The sequence below is a fragment of the Anabaena sp. 4-3 genome, assembly GCF_001597745.1.
Classification (GTDB): domain Bacteria; phylum Cyanobacteriota; class Cyanobacteriia; order Cyanobacteriales; family Nostocaceae; genus Trichormus.
The window spans coordinates 138,463-155,404 of record NZ_LUHJ01000017.1; the positions used below are offsets into that span (position 1 = coordinate 138,463).

Annotated in this window: 16 protein-coding genes; 10 read left to right on the top strand and 6 right to left on the bottom strand. The window is 42.3% G+C overall.

The window, feature by feature from the left end; all coding sequences use genetic code 11:
• Positions 1-341: 341 nt before the first annotated feature.
• Positions 342-863, top strand: coding sequence for an acetolactate synthase small subunit (gene ilvN / locus A3775_RS05105; protein WP_066378735.1), 522 nt, complete (start codon positions 342-344; stop codon positions 861-863).
• Between the two features lie 127 nt (positions 864-990).
• Complete coding sequence (locus tag A3775_RS24035) at positions 991-1,179, top strand: hypothetical protein (protein WP_156481568.1); 189 nt, start codon at positions 991-993, stop codon at positions 1,177-1,179.
• Here the strand turns inward: A3775_RS24035 and argS are convergent.
• The 5 genes from argS to psaA form a co-directional block, all read right to left on the bottom strand.
• Complete coding sequence (gene argS / locus A3775_RS05110; protein WP_066424103.1) at positions 1,158-2,924, bottom strand: arginine--tRNA ligase; 1,767 nt, start codon at positions 2,922-2,924, stop codon at positions 1,158-1,160. The two genes, A3775_RS24035 and argS, sit on opposite strands and share 22 nt — an antisense overlap.
• Before the next feature lie 255 nt (positions 2,925-3,179).
• Positions 3,180-3,305: a hypothetical protein gene (locus A3775_RS25200; RefSeq protein ID WP_255363852.1), complete on the bottom strand. Its 126-nt coding sequence runs from the start codon at positions 3,303-3,305 to the stop codon at positions 3,180-3,182.
• Positions 3,298-3,924: a hypothetical protein gene (locus A3775_RS05115; RefSeq protein ID WP_066424105.1), complete on the bottom strand. Its 627-nt coding sequence runs from the start codon at positions 3,922-3,924 to the stop codon at positions 3,298-3,300. Before A3775_RS05115 ends, A3775_RS25200 begins: the two co-directional genes overlap by 8 nt.
• 183 nt (positions 3,925-4,107) lie before the next feature.
• Positions 4,108-6,339 carry a photosystem I core protein PsaB gene (gene psaB / locus A3775_RS05120; RefSeq protein WP_066378728.1) on the bottom strand — a complete coding sequence of 744 codons (2,232 nt, stop codon included), beginning with the start codon at positions 6,337-6,339 and terminating at the stop codon, positions 4,108-4,110.
• A 125-nt stretch (positions 6,340-6,464) separates the two neighbouring features.
• A complete protein-coding gene (gene psaA, locus A3775_RS05125; RefSeq protein WP_066378725.1) occupies positions 6,465-8,723 on the bottom strand; it encodes a photosystem I core protein PsaA in 2,259 nt (752 codons plus the stop codon).
• A gap of 527 nt (positions 8,724-9,250) precedes the next feature.
• On the opposite strand from psaA, the gene A3775_RS05130 reads away from it, so the two are divergent.
• Positions 9,251-10,894 (top strand): hypothetical protein, encoded by a 1,644-nt coding sequence (locus A3775_RS05130; protein ID WP_066424107.1) that lies wholly within the window; start codon positions 9,251-9,253, stop codon positions 10,892-10,894.
• On the opposite strand, the gene A3775_RS05135 is transcribed toward A3775_RS05130, so the two are convergent.
• Entirely contained in the window at positions 10,891-11,805 is a 915-nt protein-coding gene (locus A3775_RS05135) for a glutaminase (RefSeq protein WP_066424109.1), read from the bottom strand. The two genes, A3775_RS05130 and A3775_RS05135, sit on opposite strands and share 4 nt — an antisense overlap.
• 73 nt (positions 11,806-11,878) lie before the next feature.
• Here A3775_RS05135 and A3775_RS05140 point away from each other — a divergent pair, with 73 nt between their 5' ends.
• The 7 genes from A3775_RS05140 to A3775_RS05165 all read left to right on the top strand — a co-directional run bounded on the left by A3775_RS05140 (position 11,879) and on the right by A3775_RS05165 (position 16,830).
• Positions 11,879-13,414, top strand: coding sequence for a thioredoxin-like domain-containing protein (locus A3775_RS05140; RefSeq protein ID WP_066424111.1), 1,536 nt, complete (start codon positions 11,879-11,881; stop codon positions 13,412-13,414).
• Between the two features lie 61 nt (positions 13,415-13,475).
• Positions 13,476-14,258 (top strand): HipA family kinase, encoded by a 783-nt coding sequence (locus A3775_RS05145; protein ID WP_231866947.1) that lies wholly within the window; start codon positions 13,476-13,478, stop codon positions 14,256-14,258.
• Between the two features lie 29 nt (positions 14,259-14,287).
• Complete coding sequence (locus A3775_RS23415; RefSeq protein WP_082803678.1) at positions 14,288-14,779, top strand: DUF3037 domain-containing protein; 492 nt, start codon at positions 14,288-14,290, stop codon at positions 14,777-14,779.
• A complete protein-coding gene (locus A3775_RS25360) occupies positions 14,746-14,874 on the top strand; it encodes a KGK domain-containing protein (protein WP_369817207.1) in 129 nt (42 codons plus the stop codon). The genes A3775_RS23415 and A3775_RS25360 overlap by 34 nt, the downstream gene beginning before the upstream one ends.
• A gap of 29 nt (positions 14,875-14,903) precedes the next feature.
• Positions 14,904-15,251 carry a DUF952 domain-containing protein gene (locus tag A3775_RS05155; protein WP_066378709.1) on the top strand — a complete coding sequence of 116 codons (348 nt, stop codon included), beginning with the start codon at positions 14,904-14,906 and terminating at the stop codon, positions 15,249-15,251.
• Between the two features lie 20 nt (positions 15,252-15,271).
• Positions 15,272-15,460, top strand: a complete 189-nt coding sequence (locus A3775_RS05160; RefSeq protein WP_066378708.1) for a DUF4089 domain-containing protein — start codon at positions 15,272-15,274, stop codon at positions 15,458-15,460.
• Positions 15,457-16,830: an Asp-tRNA(Asn)/Glu-tRNA(Gln) amidotransferase GatCAB subunit A gene (locus A3775_RS05165; RefSeq protein WP_066378699.1), complete on the top strand. Its 1,374-nt coding sequence runs from the start codon at positions 15,457-15,459 to the stop codon at positions 16,828-16,830. Before A3775_RS05160 ends, A3775_RS05165 begins: the two co-directional genes overlap by 4 nt.
• Positions 16,831-16,942: the final 112 nt, after the last annotated feature.

The following is a 16,942-nucleotide window of genomic DNA, read 5'->3' on the forward strand; positions in this document are numbered from 1 at the left end:
TGTTGGACACGAGTAGGAACATAAGTTAGTATAGTTTAGATATTTTACGTAAAGTAGTCCCGACAGCTTTTAGTCTAGGGATAGAGGAGCCACTGCGTTGCGGGGGTTCCCCCTGTTGTAGCAAGTGGCGTGGCGTTGTAGTTCGCCCTGTCGGGGTTATTCCCGGCAAACGAAAGGCATGAGATATTTGTCTATGTTTTTTGGAACTATGAAGATTGTAGGTATTAACTTAAAATAAAGTACAAGACTTAAATTTACTCACCGATTAAGCAGTACGTGAAGGGCAGCTATGAGCTATTATTTGCTTTAGCAATATGCTGTCCTCGCCTGTGTTGGCAAAGATGAAACATACTCTTTCAGTTCTAGTAGAAGATGAAGCGGGTGTTCTATCCCGCATTGCTGGTTTATTTGCTCGTCGTGGCTTTAATATAGAAAGCCTGGCTGTTGGTTCAGCTGAACAGGGAGGAGTTTCCCGAATTACGATGGTTGTACATGGTGACGATCGCGTGATTGAGCAGCTTACCAAACAACTATACAAGTTGATCAACGTTCTCAAGGTGCAGGATATCACAGAAACACCTTGCGTAGAGCGCGAATTGATGCTGTTAAAGGTAAATGCTACTAGCAGCAACCGTTCAGAAGTGATCGAACTAGCTCAAATTTTTCGGGCGCGTGTGGTAGATGTGGCGGAAGATTCCCTAACTCTAGAAGTTGTAGGTGATCCTGGTAAAATGGTGGCAATTATGCAGGTACTACAAAAATTTGGTTTGCGGGAAATCGCTCGCACTGGCAAAATCTCTCTGATTCGTGAATCTGGTGTAAATACTGAATTACTCAAATCTTTGGAAGCAAAAGCCTCTTGAGACATTGAGCTAAAGCTACTATGACAATAGTTATCAGGCAGCATACCTAAGTAAAATTAATAACTTGGGTATGTTGTCTTTTGACTTTTAAATTTATCTCTGCTGACACATTAGTAGGGTGCGTCAGATGACAAACATAAGTTTATTTACAGGATTTATGCTGGCTAACGCGCCCTACATTATAGATATTTATTGTGACAGTTGCGTAAGTCCTAATATTAATGAGTGCGATCGCTCCTCGTACCAGCCCCATTCTAGCTGTTGGGGTGCGAACGGCGATCGCATCCTGAAAAATTACATCCGTTCTAACACCTGAATACCCAGCAAAGATAAGCCTAGTTTCAAAGTTCTCGCCGTCAAATCACACAGCACTAAACGAGATGTCCGTAATGGTTCTTCTGCATTTAACACAGGTACACCCTGATTACGGTCATAAAACACATTAAACTTTTTACTGAGTTCGTAGAGATATTCACACAAACGATTAGGGAGTAAATCTTGTTCTACAGTGCTAATAACCTCACCTAGTTGCAGTAAGAATTTAGCCAGAGCAAATTCCGTCTCATGCTGCAAGATAACTTTGGCATTACTTCCCAACTCCTCAAAGTTAATCCCACCCTTGCGGCTAATCCCTTGAATCCGGGCATAAGCATACAACATATAAGGTGCGGTATTACCTTTGAGATCCAGCATTTTATCATAGCTAAAAATATAGTTACTGGTGCGGTTTTGGCTTAAGTCAGCATATTTCACCGCACTGATACCAACTACTTCAGCTACTTTGTTAATAAATTCGGCTGTTTCTTCCCGTTCTTCTTCTTTTAATCTGGTTTCTAAATCAGCATGGGCGCGAGAAACTGCTTCATCTAACAAATCCCGTAACCTGACAGTATCGCCAGAACGAGTTTTGAATTTCTTCCCGTCTTCACCTAACACCAAACCAAAGGGAACATGAACCAATTCTACATCATCAGGAATCCATCCAGATTTACGCGCTACCTGAAAGAATTGGGCAAAATGGTTTGCTTGTCCCGCATCTGTTACATATATAATCCGTTTGGCTTCATCTTTTTGAATCCGGTAACGTAGAGCTGCTAAATCTGTTGTGGCGTAGTTATAACCGCCATCAGATTTTTGTACAATCAAAGGTAAAGGCTCACCTTCTCTGTTAGTGAAGCCATCCAAGAAAACACACTTTGCCCCTTGGTTTTCTACTAATAAACCAGTTTTATCTAATTCTTCTACAACTGTTGGTAGTAAGGGATTATAAAAAGATTCACCTCGTTCAGTTAATTTGATGTTTAACAAGTCATAAATTACCTGAAACTCTTGGCGTGATTGTTCACATAGCAACTTCCAAGCGTGAAGTGTATCTTCTGCACCTGCTTGTAATCTGACTACTTCCTGACGTGCAGTTTCTTGGAAGGTTTCGTCTGCATCAAAACGCTGTTTAGCTTTGCGGTAGAAACTAACTAAATCACCAATATCTAAAGCATTAGCAGTAGTCAACGCTTCTGGGTAGACTTCCCGCAGATAAGCAATTAACATTCCGAATTGCGTACCCCAATCACCCACATGATTTAACCGCAATACATCATGTCCACGAAATTCCAGAATGCGGGCGATACAATCACCAATGATGGTAGAACGCAAATGTCCGACGTGCATTTCTTTGGCAATATTCGGACTGGAAAAATCGACGATTTCCCGTTGGGGGTGTTTTGCTGTGGGGACTCCTAGTCGAGAATCTGTATAAATAGCGTTAAGTTGGGCTTCTAGGTATGCTGTTGTGAGCTTGAGATTGATAAAACCAGGCCCGGCGATTTCTGGAGGTTCACAAATTGCGGAGACATCTAGTTTTTCTACAATAGCAGAGGCGATCGCTCTGGGTTGCTGTCCTAATTTCTTACTCAGGGATAAAGCAACGTTAGCTTGATAATCACCAAATTTAGGATTGCTAGCAGGAACTAGAATTGGATCTACTCCGGCGTACTCATCGCCAAAAGCAGCTACCAAAGCCTGTTCAAGTTTTAATTTTAGTTTTTCTTGTGTAGGGTTCATATATAGATGTTATCTGTTCGCGGGGGCTATGGGCTGCCTAATGATGGGACTTTCTCCAAGGCTTGATTATTTTACCCTTAAAATATAGCCAGCTCATCTTACTGAGGACTATCATGTTAAAGTACAAGTCCTCGATTTTCGATCTTACTGGGCAGAATTACAAGATATTACGGTAGTTACCTACACCACAGGATTTAAGACAGCAGGACAGACAAGCTACTGAAAACCTAGTGCAAAGGTTGCGGGAGTTGGGCGTTATTCGTAAGGATATGTGATATTTTTAAACGCAGAGGGGCGCGGAGGTAAACGCAAAGGTACGCAGAGTTTTGGTTGATTGCGATCGCTTTTTTCTTGCACTTGACATATTGATAATTTAACCATTAATTTTATCAAGTTGTAACAAAAAGTTTGCTGAAGAAATAAAATCTGAAGTAGAATCTATTTTTCTCCTTTTATTAATGTATTCTATAAATTCCATACCCATTGATTTTAATCCTTTTTCATCAATTAATTTCCATATTTCATTGAATTTTATTTCCTGTGTAGGAAATGGTTTAAATATTTCCAAACCTAATTCCTTTAAAAAATTTAAATTCCGTTCATTTAAATTAGGTTTTAATACAATATTAACTAAATTAGTATTGAAAGAAGTTGATAAACAATTAAAATTTTCTATTTGACCGTAATTTATAGAAATGAATGTATACTTTAAATAATACATTTTTTTAATGGCTTCTTTATTCATATATTTAGCACGATATACTCCTGCTCCTTCAAAAGGTATAAAATTTAAAAACTTATAAAATTTTTCTAAAAATTCTGCATTTATATCTGGTTCTACTATTAATCTTTTATCTGTCAAATGTATAGTATAACTACCTGCACTAGGTGAATAACCAAAAAAACTTTTTTCATAAGGCATAACAGTAAAAGAATAAAAATGAATTTCAGAATCTTCTAAATTAGTATTAATAATTTTTACAGGTTCGTCATTTTCCATTATTAATTTCTCCTTTATTTAGTTGTATACGGGTGAATAATTGATCAGTCAAGGAGTGGGCATCTTGCCCGCCCCATCCTTTATATTTCCCATCATTGAAGCAAGAATTTTACTACCCCAACAAAAAATCCCCCACCTTGCGGCAGGGGATTTTTCTAATTACCTACAAAACTAGCAGTTAGATCAACCGAACTTACCAGCAGTGGAGGCGATGAGGAAGGCTGCATAGGTGAGGACATAGCCGACGGTGAAGTGAGCTAGACCAACTACACGAGCTTGAACGATGGATAGAGCAACGGGTTTGTCTTTCCAGCGAACGAGGTTAGCGATAGGAGTACGTTCGTGCGCCCAAACTAGGGTTTCGATCAACTCTTGCCAGTAACCTCTCCAGGAGATGAGGAACATGAAGCCAGTAGCCCAAACTAGGTGTCCGAAGAGGAACATCCAAGCCCAGACAGACAGGTTGTTCACGCCGTAGGGGTTGTAACCGTTGATTAACTGAGCGGAGTTAGCCCAGAGGTAGTCACGGAACCAGCCCATTAGGTAGGTGGAGTTTTCGTTAAACTGAGCAACGTTACCTTGCCAAATACCTAGGTGTTTCCAGTGCCAGTAGAAAGTTACCCAACCTACTGTGTTCAATGCCCAGAATAGAGACAGGTAGAAAGCGTCCCAAGCGGAGATATCGCAAGTACCGCCACGACCAGGGCCGTCACAGGGGAAGGCATAGCCGAAGTCCTTTTTATCGGGCATCAGCTTAGAACCACGAGCATCCAAAGCACCTTTAACGAGTACCAAGGTGGTGGTGTGCAGACCTAAAGCGATCGCATGGTGTACCAAGAAGTCGCCAGGGCCGATTGTTAAGAATAGGGAGTTAGTACCAGAGTTAATGGCATCTAACCAGCCGCTTAACCATACGTTGCCGTAGTTGGGGTAAGCAGTGTAAGCAATGCTGTCGGGGTTAGACAACAAGGTGTCTAAGCCATACAGAACTTTACCGTGAGCAGCTTGAACGAACTGAGCGAATACAGGTTCAATCAAGATTTGCTTTTCAGGAGTACCGAAAGCAACTACTACGTCGTTGTGAACGTATAAGCCCAAGGTGTGGAAACCTAAGAACAGGGATACCCAGCTTAAGTGCGAGATAATCGCTTCTTTGTGCTGAAGAATCCGGTCGAGTACGTTGCCTTTGTTTTGTTCGGGGTCGTAGTCACGAACCCAGAAGATAGCAGCGTGAGCAAATGCACCAACCATCAAGAAGATAGCGATGTATTGGTGGTGGGTGTACAACGCTGCCTGTGTGGTGTAGTCCTTAGCAATGAATGCGTAAGGAGGCAGGGAGTACATATGCTGCGCTACCAGAGAGGTAACGGTTCCCAACGCAGCCAGTGCCAAAGACAACTGGAAGTGCAGGGAGTTGTTAATGGTGTCGTATAGACCTTGGTGAGGCAGGTTGAACTGACCTTCACTCTTGCTACCGGGAACTAAACCGGATTTGGAGTTCAGCATTTCTTTAATGCTGTGACCAATTCCGAAGTTAGTGCGGTACATGTGACCAGCAATGATGAAAATCACTGCGATCGCTAGGTGGTGGTGAGCCATGTCGGTCAACCACAGGGATTCTGTTTGAGGATGGAAACCACCCAAGAAGGTCAGAATCGCTGTACCAGCACCTTGAGATGTACCAAAAATATGACCTGCGGTATCAGGGTTTTGTGCGTAAACGCCCCAGTTACCTGTGAAGAACGGAGTCAAACCTGCTGGGTGGGGTGCGGTGGTTAAGAAGTTATCCCAACCTACGTGCTGTCCGCGAGATTCAGGGATAGCAACGTGAATCAAGTGACCAGCCCAAGCCAAGGAGCTAACACCGAACAAACCAGCTAGGTGGTGATTTAGACGGGGTTCAGCACTCTTGAACCAAGAGAGGCTAGGACGGAACTTGGGTTGTAAGTGCAACCAACCAGCGAACAGGAACAATGCTGCTAACAGCAGAAGGAAAACTGAACCTGTGTAGAGTTCGCTGTTTGTCCGCATACCGATGGTGTACCACCAGTGGTAAACACCAGAGTAAGCAATGTTCACAGGATTGCTTGCGCCAGCTTGGGTAAACGCTTCAATTGCTGGTTTACCAAAGTGGGGATCCCAAATCGCATGAGCGATAGGGCGCACGTGTAGAGGGTCTTTAATCCACTGTTCAAAGTTACCTTGCCAGGCCACATGGAACAGGAGGCTGGAAGCCCAGAGGAAGATGATTGCCAAGTGGCCGAAGTGGGTAGCGAAAATCTTTTGGTAAAGATTTTCTTCGGTCATGCCATCGTGGCTTTCAAAATCGTTGCCCATTGCGATCGCATACCAGATGCGCCGCGTAGTTGGGTCCTGTGCAAGATCCTGGCTAAATTTTGGAAATTTTGTTGCCATAGGTTTTGTTATTTCCTCTGACCTTTAGCCATCATTTATCAGCTTTACAGTAGTTATGAGTTCTGAGTTAAAGGGTTTATTCCACACTCATCAACTCATCACTCATAACTCGATGTAGCTAATTGCTAACCTACTGAAAGTATGTGTGCGTGGAAGAACGCCCAGGTTGTAGCGATTCCTCCTAAGAGGTAGTGAGCTACACCAACAGCACGACCTTGAGTAATACTCAGAGCGCGAGGTTGGATTGCTGGAGCTACCTTCAGTTTATTATGAGCCCAAACAATGGACTCAATTAGTTCTTGCCAGTAGCCACGACCACTGAACAGGAACATTAAGCTGAATGCCCATACAAAGTGTGCGCCTAGGAACATTAGACCATAAGCAGACAGCGCACTTCCGTAGGAGTTGATTACTTGTGAAGCTTGCGCCCACAAGAAGTCACGCAACCAGCCGTTGATGGTAATGGCACTTTGGGCAAAGTTACCACCAGTGATATGAGACACATTACCAGCTGCGTCTACAGTTCCCCAAACATCAGATTGCATCTTCCAGCTGAAGTGGAAAATCACAATTGACAAGGAATTGTACATCCAGAACAATCCGAGGAACACATGATCCCAACCGGAAACTTGGCAGGTACCGCCACGGCCAGGACCGTCGCAAGGGAAGCGGAAGCCTAAGTTTGCCTTATCGGGAATCAGGCGAGAGCTGCGAGCGAACAATACGCCCTTCAACAGAATCAGAACAGTTACGTGGATGGTGAAAGCATGGATGTGGTGAACCATGAAGTCAGCAGTACCCAAAGCGATGGGCATCATTGCGACTTTACCACCTACAGCCAGAATACCACCACCGAAGGCATAGCTAACAGGCTCTAAGGCATTGGGAGCTGTGCCACCAGGTGCCAATGTATGCAGGTTCTGCACCCACTGAGCAAATACTGGTTGCAGCTGAATTGCTGTATCGGAGAACATGTCTTGGGGACGGCCCAAGGCACGCATTGTGTCGTTGTGGATGTACAGTCCAAAGCTGTGGAAGCCTAGGAAAATACAAACCCAGTTCAAGTGAGAGATAATTGCATCCCGGTGACGAATCACCCGATCCAGAACGTTGTTTTGGTTAACCACTGGATCGTAATCCCGCACCATGAATATGGCTGCGTGAGCAGCACCACCGACGATTAGGAAACCGCCGATCCACATATGGTGGGTAAACAAGCACAACTGAGTAGCGTAGTCAGTTGCCAAGTAGGGATAGGGGGGCATCGCGTACATGTGGTGCGCGATGATGATGGTCAAGGAACCCAAGAAGGCAAGGTTAGTTGCCAATTGAGCGTGCCAAGATGTGGTCAGGTTTTCGTAGAGACCTTTGTGACCTTCACCAGTGAATGGCCCTTTATGGTTCTCTAGAATTTCTTTGATGCTGTGACCAATACCCCAGTTGGTGCGGTATTGATGACCTGCAATGATGAACAGTACAGCGATCGCTAAGTGGTGATGAGCAATATCAGTCATCCACAAGCCGCCAGTTACTGGGTTTAAACCGCCCTTGAAGGTTAAGAAGTCAGCATATTGACCCCAGTTCAAGGTGAAGAAAGGTGTTAAACCACTAGCAAAGCCAGGGAACAGGTCAATCAACAGGTTTTTGTTCAGGATGAACTCATGGGGCAAGGGTACATCTTTCAGGGGTACGCCTGCATCCAAAAGCTTGTTGATTGGAGCTGATACGTGGATCAAGTGTCCAGTCCATCCCAAGGAACCACAACCCAGCAATACTGCCAAGTGGTGATTTAGCATCGACTCCACATTCTGGAACCATTCCAGTTTAGGAGCGCGCTTGTGATAGTGGAACCAACCCGCAAACAGGAACAAACCTGCTAGCACCAAGCCACCAATTGCAGTTACATACAGTTGGAAGGAGTTGGTAATACCCCAGCCCCGCCATACTTGGAACAAACCAGAGGTGATTTGAATACCGTGGAAGCCTCCACCGACATCACCATTCAAAATGTCTTGTCCCACAATCGGCCAAACTACTTGTGCGCTTGGCTTGACGTTCATTGGGTCGCTTAACCAGGCTTCGTAGTTAGAGAACTTCGCGCCGTGGAAAATCATCCCGCTCAACCAGATTGTCACTACGGCTAGGTGTCCGAAGTGAGCGGCGAATATCTTGCGGGAAATGTCTTCTAAATCGCTTGTATGTGTATCAAAATCGTGGGCGAGGGCATGAAGGTTCCAAATCCATGTGGTGGTTTTGGGACCTCTGGCTAGAGTTCTGTCGAAGTGTCCAGGTTGCGCCCATTTTTCAAATGAGGTTGGTACTGGATCTTTATCAACAATCACTCTGGCTTTTTTTTCCTCTCGCTCCGGAGGACTAATCGTCATTCGACCTCCTCTCTGATAAGGAATGAGGAATCATGAAACCACAAAGAGAACCACTATCGCTTCCACCAGAATTTTGCTGGAGCCGCGATGAAGACGCTGTGTGGAAATTTGTTTCTGTTGAATTATAAAGTCTTCACTTGTACATTGTTGGACACATTTTAACAATAATTCAAAATCCCCAGAATAATTGTCTTCTCAGCCTTTTGACTGCCAACTCTTGGCTAAAAAGTCAATAGTTTCTCTATTTAATTTACAAAGGATAACAATTCGTAAAACTTATGGTCTTTGACATCGCAAAGCCAATGAATAGAGAGGTCTAGACTCTGGTATAGTTGTTTTCCCAGAATTTGACTGTAGTATTTAAATATTTAATTAATACAAATTGTAAAAAAATTTACTATTCTTCTTGTTTTTCTAGAAAGTCATGCTATGTGATAAAAATTTAATCTTTTAGGTTGTAGTGTGCAATGGATGATTTCAGCCAAAATAATTAATCAGTTGTAAAAAAAAATAACTGGGTATAAGGCATGAATCCCTGGTATAAGCAGCGAATAGAGAAACTTTTCCCCCAAAGTTTTGCTATTTTTCGGTGGCTAATAACACTGGTGCTAGCCTTCGGTTTAACTAATTGTGGAGACAAAGCTGTTAGCCAAGAAGTAGCGGTTAAGTATAAACCGAGACCTCAACAAATTTCTCAGCAATTTTCAGAAGTCTCACCGCCCACAGTAATTCAAGAACTAAGCTCAACTTTAGAAATTTATCGTCCCCAAGTCAAAATAATTACCCCTCAACCTGATGAAGTTATCAATGACAACACAGTTACAGTCCGTTTTCAGGTTAAGGATCTACCCATTTTTAAACATCCACAATGGGAACTAGGCCCCCATCTCCATGTATTCATTGACAACCAACCTTATATCCCCATCTACGATTTAGAACAGCCTTTAGTGTTGTCTGACTTATCCCCAGGAACTCACACTGTGCGTGTATTTGCTTCTCGTCCTTGGCATGAAAGCTTTAAAAATGAGGGTGCTTACGCACAGACAACATTTCATATCTTTACTAAAACCGACGACAATAACCCTGATACATCTCTACCCCTGTTAACTTATAGCCGTCCTCAAGGTAATTATGGTGCAGAACCAATCTTGTTAGATTTTTATCTCAACAATGCACCGCTACACCTAGTTAGTAAAGATCAGTCCAACGATAAATTTAGCGATTGGCGGATTCGTTGCACAATCAACGGTGAAAGCTTTGTTTTAGATCGTTGGCAATCAATTTATCTCAAGGGCTTTAAACCTGGTAATAACTGGGTAAAGTTGGAATTTTTAGATAATCAGGGAAACCCAGTCAAGAACACTTTTAACACTACAGTTAGGCTCGTTAACTACCAACCCAAAGGTAAAGATACTCTGTCCAGAATTACCAGAGGGGAATTACAAGCTGATGAGGTACGAGGGATTGTAGACCCAAATTATACTGCTAAACAACCAGTTGTAGAACCTATACCAACACCTACACCCTCTACCATTCCTATCCCAGAACCTACACTAGAGCCTCAAGTTCCGCAAGAAAAAGTACCAACACCTGAAGTTACAGAAACACCACAGCCAATTGAAACCTCAGAACCAGAAGTAATACCTACGCCAGAAGCTACTGCTTCACCTGAAACAGTCACCCCTGAACCGGAAAAATCGAAATTTGGTGGATTTTTCAAACGTCCTCGTCCCCAAGCATCTCCTAGTGTCACTCCCACACCGTCAGAGGTAATTGAGTCGCCTATTTCAGAACCACAACCTGAAGTGACGACTACACCATCACCAACAATTACTCCAGAACCACAACCAGAGTTGGAAACTGTACCAGAACCAACTACATCATCACCAACAATTACTCCAGAACCACAACCCAAGTTAGAAACTGTACCAGAACCAACTACACAATCACCAAAAATTACTCCAGAACTACAACCAGAGATAACACCCACACCACAAGCGACTGAATTACCTCAAACACCTGTCCAGCAACCCAAAAAAGTTAACTTAGGAGATTATTTCAAATATCGATCACGCCCAAATACGATACCTTCTCCTAGTGCTTCTCCCACGCCGAATGTAACAGAACAGTCAAATGAAGAGGGTCAAGGGGAATCAACATTAGACGATTAACCAAAAATACTTAATCCCAACTTTTGGGATAATACCTCAACAAAAGCGATCGCCCCTATAGGATTACCTATACTATCTAAGGCTGGACTGTAACAGGCGATCGCTGCCTGTCCTGGTACTATTGCTAATAAACCCCCACCAATACCCGATTTCATTGGTAGACCAATTTTGACAGCTAATACAGAAGAAGCTTGGTATAAACCGCAGGTTAACATCACAGCGTTCACAATTTGACGGTGCTGTAATTGTATTCCGTCATGCTCCCAAGCTAAAAGTTTTCCGAGTAAGGCTAAATCCTTAACTTGTCCAGAAATACAGCATATCTGCTCGTATGTGTCAAGTGCTATATCAATATTTGTAATATTTCTGGTTGTAGCGAGATAATTGGCGATCGCTTGATTAGCGGGTGATCGCGAATTTCTCACCGAAGCCAACATGACCTCATCTAACTTGAGGTGACAGCCAGTCAATTGATTTAACCATTGACAAAAAGAGAGAGTGCGATTGTTAGCATCTGTTCCTGGTAACTTATCAGCTAAAGCGATCGCACCACTATTAATCATCGGGTTGCGGGGTCTACCAGCATCAGCTATTAATTGGTCTAAAGAATTAAATGGTGCATCCGATGGTTCTACACCCACCCATTGCAGCACCTGTTCTGCACCAAAATGTTCCAACAGATACAGTAGAGAGAAAGGCTTAATTACACTCATCAGTGGGAAGAAACAAGATGTATCTCCCTCACTGTAAGTTTTCCCTGATTTACAGCAGATGTGAACTGCAAACCAACGAGGATCAACTACAGCTAATTGTGGAATGCGGTCAGCAACTTGTCCCCGATGTATCTGAGTTTTAGCGAGTTGTACCAAATCTGACAAATCTGCCACGTCTAGTCTGTCAATTCCAACCACAAAAAATATAGCCTTGAAAAATCAATAGTAATTAGTCAACTGTATTTGCTGATTTTGAATTTTGGATTAATTTATGACTCCTCGTGTCAGATCCCCAGAATTACCACAAGATTATACTTGGTTAAATACTGAGCATCCCTTATCCCTCAAGCAACTGAGGGGTAGAGTGGTGATTTTAGACTTTTGGACATACTGTTGTATCAATTGTCTCCACGTTCTACCAACCCTGAAATATTTAGAACACAAATATAAGGATAGCCTGACAGTTATCGGCGTTCATTCCGCCAAATTCGACAACGAACAAGAAACAGAAAACATCCGTCAAGCTATCTTGCGTTACAACATAGAACACCCAGTTTTAGTAGATAAAGGTTTTCGGGTATGGCAAGAGTATGCTGTGCGTGCTTGGCCGACTTTGATGATTATTGACCCAGAAGGTTATGTGATTGATTACATTGCGGGTGAGGCTAATTGTGATGATTTAGACCAACTAATTGCTGAATTAATTCAAAAACACCAAGACAAAGGCACAATTAATTTTCAACAATTCAGCCTGACCTTAGAAAAACAGCGTCAACCAATTACACCACTCGCTTTCCCTGGTAAAGTTCTAGCCACGCCAGCAGGTTTATTTATAGCTGATTCTGGACACCATCGCCTAGTTCTGAGTAACTTCGATGGCGAAATTTTACATTTAATTGGCACAGGTAAATCTGGTTTAACCGATGGTGCTTTTGACGAAGCGCAGTTTTCTGCACCCCAAGGAATGACATTTGATATAGAAAATCAAATTCTTTACCTCGCTGATACAGAAAATCATACTTTGCGGCAAGTTGACCTGAAGCTTCAAGTAGTAGAAACTATTGCGGGAACTGGTAAACAAAGCCATAATATTTATCCTCATAGCGGTGCTGGCTTAGAAACAGCACTAAATTCTCCTTGGGATTTAGTGAAAGTGGGAAATACATTATTTATAGCAATGGCAGGGTCGCATCAAATTTGGCAGATGGACTTAAACACTCGCATGATTTCAACCTATGCTGGTACAGGTGCAGAAGGTTGTTTTGATAGTTCATTGACTGAATCTGCCTTTGCCCAACCTAGCGGAATTACTACAGATGGACAAGAGTTATTTATTGCTGACAGTGAAATTAGTTCAATTCGTGGTGTGGGATTAATCAAACCTTACCAAGTGAGAACTATTTGTGGAAGTGGAGATTTATTTGGTTTTGGTGATGTTGATGGACAAGGTGAAGATGTCCGCTTGCAGCACTGCTTGGGAATAGAATACGCTAATAATTTTTTATGGGTGGCAGATACCTACAACCACAAAATTAAATTAGTGAGTCCGAGTACAGGTAATTGTCAAACTATTTTGGGAGATGGTTATGCAGGTTTACAAAATGGTCAAGGCAAAAATACCCGCTTTTTTGAACCTTCAGGATTAAGTGTGATGAATTCACATTTATATATTGCTGATACCAATAACCATGTTATTCGCCAAGTAGATTTGAATACCCTGGAGGTGACAACAGTCGAATTTCCTGGTTTATGTGCGCCTGATGTATGTATTCCGGGTAATGCTCACTCAGAGACGCATAGACCCTGAGAAAACTTCTGCTCACGGGGTATATTGAGATAATTCAGTTTTTTGATTGTGCGTCTATCATGTGAACGACAGAAACATTATAGAAGAACAGGATAGGACAAGATGGAAGTTGTCCTTAGAACAATATCTGAGTAACCCTGAAGAGCCAGTGCTGATAATTACCTTTCGGCGGTCATGGAATTCTTCAGCTCGTCCAGTTTTAGCCAGGGGAATTGACAAATGTGAATATGTTGTCAAAGGACGGCAAGCTGGTAGGCAAATTATCACTGATCAGATTGTGGCTCGATTAGGTTTGGCAATGAAAGCACCAGTAGGTAGACCACAAATTGTAGAGATTCCATTAGAACTACTGGAATTAGACTCAGGTTTTTCCTTTCTATCTCCTGGTACAGCACACGGAACTCATTTCATTCCTAACTGTTTTGATGATCGTGACGCTAGTAAGTACAAGCATCATTCAGGTAATCAAGAAAGATTTGCTTTTTTGAGTGTATTATTCGGTTGGGTTTACAGCCAAGATGAGCAATTTATCTATCAAACAACTCACCCAAGTTTAGTTTACTCTGTAGATCATGGTCGCTTTTTTCCAGATGGATATGCTTGGACAGTACAATCGTTACAAAATGCTCCGAATCCAGAAGTAGACCGTAGACTTGTTTTAAGCTGTAGTTTAACAAATGATGAAATTAGAAGAGGACTGTTAGCTCTTGAGGCAGTTACAGAAGAGGAGATTATCCAAGCAGTCGCTAGCCCTCCTGATGAGTGGGGTATTACAATAAATGAACGAATGGTGATGATAGAGTACCTGATAAAACGTCAGCGATTCTTACTGGAATCCCTTTAAACACGGGGTTTTGACGGAAGATAGGCACTATGGCAAGTAAGTACAGTGTAATTCAGTACGTTCCCGATCCAGTCGCAGATGAGAGGATCAACATTGGTGTGGTTGCTTTTAATCACAATACTGTCCGAGTACGCTTTGTGAAAAATTGGGATCGGGTACGCGATTTTAGCTGGCAAAATATTCAATTTTTGAAAGATTTCGCTCACGATATGGAGCATGAAGCCAAAAAAGGTCTTCTTTTTTCCGATGACCAGTTTAGTGGATTGTCTTATGAAGAAAGAATCCTCAAAATAGCTCGTGGATGGATCAATACCATTCAGTTTACAGAGCCTCGTGGTTCACTTAATACTGTGGATGAATTACTAGAAGATATTTCTAGTATTTACTTGCATGAGCGAAATCCTGAATTATATCCGAAACTTAAAACCCGTGATCGTCGTACTGCAAAGACTGTCAGGATTATTGGGATAAATGTCAAATACTTAAAATTGGTAGTAAAGGCTGGCAGAAAGGTAAATTAAAAATTCAGGTATCTATATATCCTAATAGTAATAAACGAAATCATCTAAATTTGCAATTTTATCCAGACGAATCAATAACACCTAAATTACATTGAGATGATAATTGCAAAAACAATTAATAAGCATGAACACTATCCTCCACATCACAAACAGGGAAAAATGGGAAGAGGCAAAAAAGATTGGCAATTACCATGCTGATTCACTCGACACTGAAGGTTTTATACATTGTTCGCAAGTTACACAAATCATCAGAGTCGCAAATAGATTTTTTCAGCATCAAAAAGAATTGGTACTACTTTTGATTAACTCTGACCTTGTGCAACCAGAAATTCGCTATGAAATAGCGGATGGTGAATTATTCCCTCATATTTACGGTGAGTTAAATCTTGATGCGGTGTATCAGGTGATTGACTTTGAGCCTGGAGAAGATGGTTTGTTTGAGTTACCGCCAGAGGTTGTAAGTTTAGAATAGTTAATCACTGAGGCACAGGGATGAACAATCAAGAGTTGGATGTGGGTGTGTATGTTGATCAAATGGCGTTACTGTTAGATTTGCCGATAAAAGATGAATATCGGGGTGGGGTGGTGGCAAATTTTGAGAGAATAAAAGCGATCGCTCAACTTGTGAACTCATTCCCCTTACCAGAAGACATAGAAACTGCACCAATCTTTGAACCATGAAGGATGCTGTATCAATTGCAACTGCTATACGCTCAGGTGAAGTTAGCGCAGTAGAAGTTACTCAAGCGACTTTAGCCAGAATATCAGAACGCGATCGCCAACTTAACTGTTTTACTACCATAACTGCTGAGGCAGCTTTAACAGATGCAGCACGAATTGATAGAGAAATTGCACAAGGTGATCAACCTGGTTCACTAGCGGGTGTACCTTTCGCAGTCAAAAACCTCTTTGACATAGCAGGTTTAACAACTTTAGCCGGTGCAAAAATTAATGCTGAAAATCCTCCAGCCATCCAAGATGCTACAGCAGTAGCCAAGTTGAAACAAGCTGGTGCAATTTTGGTCGGTGGTTTAAACATGGATGAATACGCCTATGGGTTTGTTACCGAAAACTTTCATTACGGTGCTACCCACAACCCCCATGATTTACAACGTGTGGCTGGTGGTTCATCCGGTGGTTCAGCTGCGGCGGTAGCAGCTGGGTTAGTTCCCTTTACACTTGGTTCTGATACTAATGGTTCAATTCGTGTTCCCGCAGCATTGTGTGGTGTCTTTGGATTGAAACCCACTTATGGACGTTTATCTCGTGCTGGAGTAGCCTTATTTTCTAGTAGTCTTGACCACATTGGCCCGTTTGCGCGTTCAGTCAGAGATATAGCGACAATATTTGATGTGCTTCAAGGAGAGGATGACAGCGACCCTGTGTGTTCAAAACGTCCTCCAGAATTGGTGTTACCTCAACTTAATCACGATATTTCTAATATTAGAATTGCTATTGCTGGTGATTATTTTGCTACAAGTGCGAACCTAGAAGCATTAGCCGCAGTCCAACAAGTAGCAGCAGCTTTAGATGTAGATGAATATGTGACGATACCAGAAGCACATCGAGCTAGGGCAGCAGCATTTGTGATTACAGCCTGTGAAGGTGCTAATCTACATTTAGAGAAATTGCGATCGCGTCCCCAAGATTTTGACCCAGCAACACGTGATCGTTTTTTGGCAGGGGCGTTAATTCCCAGTCACTGGTATGTGCAAGCACAACGCTTTCGGAGATGGTATAGCGATCATATCCACGAAGTGTTTCAAAATGTAGATGTTATTCTTGCACCAACAACACCAATTTCCGCACCGTTAATCAATCAACAAACAATGATATTAGAGGGAGAAGAAATTCTTGTTCGTCCCCATCTAGGATTATTTACTCAACCGTTATCTTTCATTGGCTTACCGGTTTTATCAGTACCAATTCAGCATTCAAATACTTTACCTTTGGGTGTGCAATTGATAGCTGCACCATATAATGAAGCTTTGATTTTACAAGTTGCAACTGTATTAGAAGCTAAGGGTATAGTTACAGCAGCAATAGTATGACAAATAACAGAAAAGCAAAAAACCGCCTTAATTTAAGATAAGGCGGTTTTTTGGTTTGAGTAATAAACCTGGCGCCGAGCAATTGTGGCAGGAGGCAACCCTCCAACTATCG

What these genes read in the sequence shown, in the direction of transcription:
- ilvN (WP_066378735.1), top strand. Translation starts at nt 342, where the DNA reads ATGAAACATACTCTTTCAGTTCTAGTAGAAGATGAAGCGGGTGTTCTA.
- A3775_RS24035 (WP_156481568.1), top strand. Translation starts at nt 991, where the DNA reads ATGACAAACATAAGTTTATTTACAGGATTTATGCTGGCTAACGCGCCC.
- argS (WP_066424103.1), bottom strand. Translation starts at nt 2,924, where the DNA reads ATGAACCCTACACAAGAAAAACTAAAATTAAAACTTGAACAGGCTTTG.
- A3775_RS25200 (WP_255363852.1), bottom strand. Translation starts at nt 3,305, where the DNA reads ATGGTTAAATTATCAATATGTCAAGTGCAAGAAAAAAGCGATCGCAAT.
- A3775_RS05115 (WP_066424105.1), bottom strand. Translation starts at nt 3,924, where the DNA reads ATGGAAAATGACGAACCTGTAAAAATTATTAATACTAATTTAGAAGAT.
- psaB (WP_066378728.1), bottom strand. Translation starts at nt 6,339, where the DNA reads ATGGCAACAAAATTTCCAAAATTTAGCCAGGATCTTGCACAGGACCCA.
- psaA (WP_066378725.1), bottom strand. Translation starts at nt 8,723, where the DNA reads ATGACGATTAGTCCTCCGGAGCGAGAGGAAAAAAAAGCCAGAGTGATT.
- A3775_RS05130 (WP_066424107.1), top strand. Translation starts at nt 9,251, where the DNA reads ATGAATCCCTGGTATAAGCAGCGAATAGAGAAACTTTTCCCCCAAAGT.
- A3775_RS05140 (WP_066424111.1), top strand. Translation starts at nt 11,879, where the DNA reads ATGACTCCTCGTGTCAGATCCCCAGAATTACCACAAGATTATACTTGG.
- A3775_RS23415 (WP_082803678.1), top strand. Translation starts at nt 14,288, where the DNA reads ATGGCAAGTAAGTACAGTGTAATTCAGTACGTTCCCGATCCAGTCGCA.
- A3775_RS05155 (WP_066378709.1), top strand. Translation starts at nt 14,904, where the DNA reads ATGAACACTATCCTCCACATCACAAACAGGGAAAAATGGGAAGAGGCA.
- A3775_RS05160 (WP_066378708.1), top strand. Translation starts at nt 15,272, where the DNA reads ATGAACAATCAAGAGTTGGATGTGGGTGTGTATGTTGATCAAATGGCG.
- A3775_RS05165 (WP_066378699.1), top strand. Translation starts at nt 15,457, where the DNA reads ATGAAGGATGCTGTATCAATTGCAACTGCTATACGCTCAGGTGAAGTT.